4 protein-coding genes are annotated in these 2,537 nt (G+C 42.3%); 2 read left to right on the forward strand and 2 right to left on the reverse strand.

The window, feature by feature from the left end; all coding sequences use genetic code 11:
- On the forward strand, nt 1-433 hold a 433-nt coding region (locus B9J87_RS14285; RefSeq protein ID WP_176429544.1), incomplete at its 5' end, for a DUF2057 family protein.
- Nucleotides 434-499: 66 nt separating this feature from the next.
- Nucleotides 500-919 carry a Cu(I)-responsive transcriptional regulator gene (gene cueR, locus B9J87_RS14290; protein WP_094151428.1) on the forward strand — a complete coding sequence of 140 codons (420 nt, stop codon included), beginning with the start codon at nt 500-502 and terminating at the stop codon, nt 917-919.
- A 121-nt stretch (nt 920-1,040) separates the two neighbouring features.
- Here the strand turns inward: cueR and B9J87_RS14295 are convergent, their stop codons facing one another.
- Together B9J87_RS14295 and B9J87_RS14300 are read right to left on the reverse strand one after the other, a co-directional pair.
- Nucleotides 1,041-1,508, reverse strand: a complete 468-nt coding sequence (locus B9J87_RS14295) for an NfeD family protein (RefSeq protein WP_013857315.1) — start codon at nt 1,506-1,508, stop codon at nt 1,041-1,043.
- Nucleotides 1,509-1,515: 7 nt separating this feature from the next.
- Nucleotides 1,516-2,439 (reverse strand): SPFH domain-containing protein, encoded by a 924-nt coding sequence (locus tag B9J87_RS14300; protein ID WP_013857314.1) that lies wholly within the window; start codon nt 2,437-2,439, stop codon nt 1,516-1,518.
- Nucleotides 2,440-2,537: the final 98 nt, after the last annotated feature.

Consider the following 2,537-nt stretch of genomic DNA (forward strand, 5'->3'; position numbering starts at 1 on the left):
GGTTAATACCGTTGTACAAGCTGAAGCATTTAATCAAAAACCGATATTCATTATTCGCTCTTCTAACAATATTGAATATAAGCAAGATAAATTACCAAGGTTGGATGGAATTACTCGCGACTATAACAAAGAAATCATTATGTACAATCGCCAGAATAACATCAAACTTCCGACTGATGCATCCATCACTGATGCTAATGTTGATTTTCAAAATGAAATTAAATCAAAGCCTGTTGAAATGGTTCAATATTGGTTTGCTGAAGCTGATGTTAACGATCGGAAAATATTTGAAAACTGGGCATTTAGCAATCGAGATAACATTAGCCAACCTCTGACGGCAGAAAATAAGCCATTAGATATGCTAGGGTACTGGTATGAGAAAGCGAATAAAGCTGAGAAGTCTCAGATTCTGAGCTGGTTACTAAATCAATAATCAAGCTTGCGATTTATCGTTATAAAAGGCATGGTTAAATCATGCCTTTTAAGTATTACGCTTACTATGAATATTAGCCAAGTTTCTCAGTTAACAGCACTTACCGCTAAGTCCATTCGTCTTTATGAAGAGAAGGGGCTGATATCGTCGCCCCTTCGTTCAGAGAATGGTTACCGTCATTATCAACAAGCGCATATTGATGATCTTTTACTTATTGCGCGATGCAAGCGCGTTGGTTTTAGTTTAGAGGAATGTAAATCTTTACTCGCCCTTGCCAACGATCCGTCCCGGACCAGTTTTGCAGTCAAAGAGAAAGCGCAAGAGAAGTTGAAACAAGTATCACAGAAGCTGGCAGAGCTTTCATTGATTAAGTTGCAACTAGAAGAGTGGATTACCGAATGTCCAGGCGACGGCGGTAGTGAATGCCCAATCATAGATAATTTGAAGGGGCAGTGTTGCCATAACGACTTGAACAAGTCAGTGTGAAAATGAGCTCATTAGCTAATGAGCTGTCGAGGCACACACTACAATTGGGCTGCCCATAAATGAAAAAACCAAAAGCAATTCATCACTTTTGGTTTTTATGTACTTTCTTACTGATGTTTACTCAATGAGGCTGGCTCTCTTTAGGCTCAACAATCAACACAATTCCTTCGACATCTACGACTTTAACCACAACATCGGCTTCTAGGTTTTGCTGGCATTTTGCTGTCCACGTCGTATCGCCGAGCTGCAATCGAAAAGTTGCCCCTTCTTGAACGCTCTCTTTAAGACGAGCTGTTTGTCCGATCAGCTGTTTCTGTTTCTGGTTCAGATCACGAGTCTCGTCACCATCGTGGTCTGATTTAAATTGTTTACGCCACCATAACCAAGTCGTGACGAGTGATAAACTTGCAAAAGCCATCCACTGCAGTTGCCAACTGATGGGGAGCATCGCAAAGATAAGGCCAACGATGAGTGCGGAAATACCTAACCAAAGAAAATACCCAGCAGTTCCAAGCAGTTCCAATGCAACAAGCACTAAGCCTAATGCGAGCCAGTGCCAATAATTCATTTGTTGTATTAGCTCTATCACGTTAGGCCTACTTATCTTGTGAGGATTTTAGGTTGAACATTTCAGCAATGCCAGCAACCGAACCCATCAACCCAGTTGCTTCTAATGGCAGCATGATGATTTTGCTGTTTTCTGCTTGACCAATGGCTTTAAGTGCTTCGGTATATCCTTGAGCGATAAAGTAGTTAACCGCTTGCATGTCACCTTGCGCAATCGCATTCGAAACCATCTCCGTCGCTTTAGCTTCCGCTTCGGCAGCGCGTTCACGTGCTTCTGCTTGAAGAATAGCCGCCTGCTTTTCACCTTCAGCTTTAAGTATTTCAGACTGCTTTTGGCCTTCGGCGCGTAAAATTTGTGCTTGACGTACGCCTTCGGCTTCTAACACTTCAGCACGTTTATTTCTCTCCGCTTTCATTTGCGCATTCATCGCTGCGGTTAAATCCGCTGGTGGTTGTACATCTTTAATTTCGATACGAGTGACTTTTACACCCCAAGGGTTAGTCGCCTGATCGACTATCGATAACAATTTAGTGTTGATCATGTCACGCTGGCTGAGCATTTCATCCAGTTCCATCGAGCCCAGTACGGTACGCATATTGGTTAGAGTTAAGTTGCGAATGGCGTGTTGTAGTTCGCTAACTTCATAGGCGGCTTTCGCAGCATCAATCACTTGCACGAAGCAAACCGCGTCGATAACAACATTGGCGTTATCTTTGGATATCACTTCTTGTGCTGGGATATCAAGCACCTGTTCCATCATATTAATTTTTTGTCCGACGCGATCAATGAACGGAATAATGATATTTAAACCGGGGCGTAGGGTGTGTGTGTAACGTCCAAAACGCTCTACTGTCCAATTGCTCCCTTGTGAAACGGTTTTCACTGCAGAAAAGATAAATGAAATAACGACGAATACAAATATGCCAACGGCGACGAGTGAATCAATAGCCATAACGGTTCCTTTTTAGTATTAAATAATCCTAATGTTGATGTTCCTTTCTCTATTGAAACGGCCGCTGTGTTAGCTAAGTTCGTTCACCCCAATCATAG

Source organism: Vibrio sp. V19_P1S1T109 (assembly GCF_002241375.1).
Lineage (GTDB): Bacteria > Pseudomonadota > Gammaproteobacteria > Enterobacterales > Vibrionaceae > Vibrio > Vibrio anguillarum.

Bases quoted from the DNA above. Each gene is read 5' to 3' on its own strand.
- cueR (WP_094151428.1), top strand. From the start codon at position 500: ATGAATATTAGCCAAGTTTCTCAGTTAACAGCACTTACCGCTAAGTCC.
- B9J87_RS14300 (WP_013857314.1), bottom strand. From the start codon at position 2,439: ATGGCTATTGATTCACTCGTCGCCGTTGGCATATTTGTATTCGTCGTT.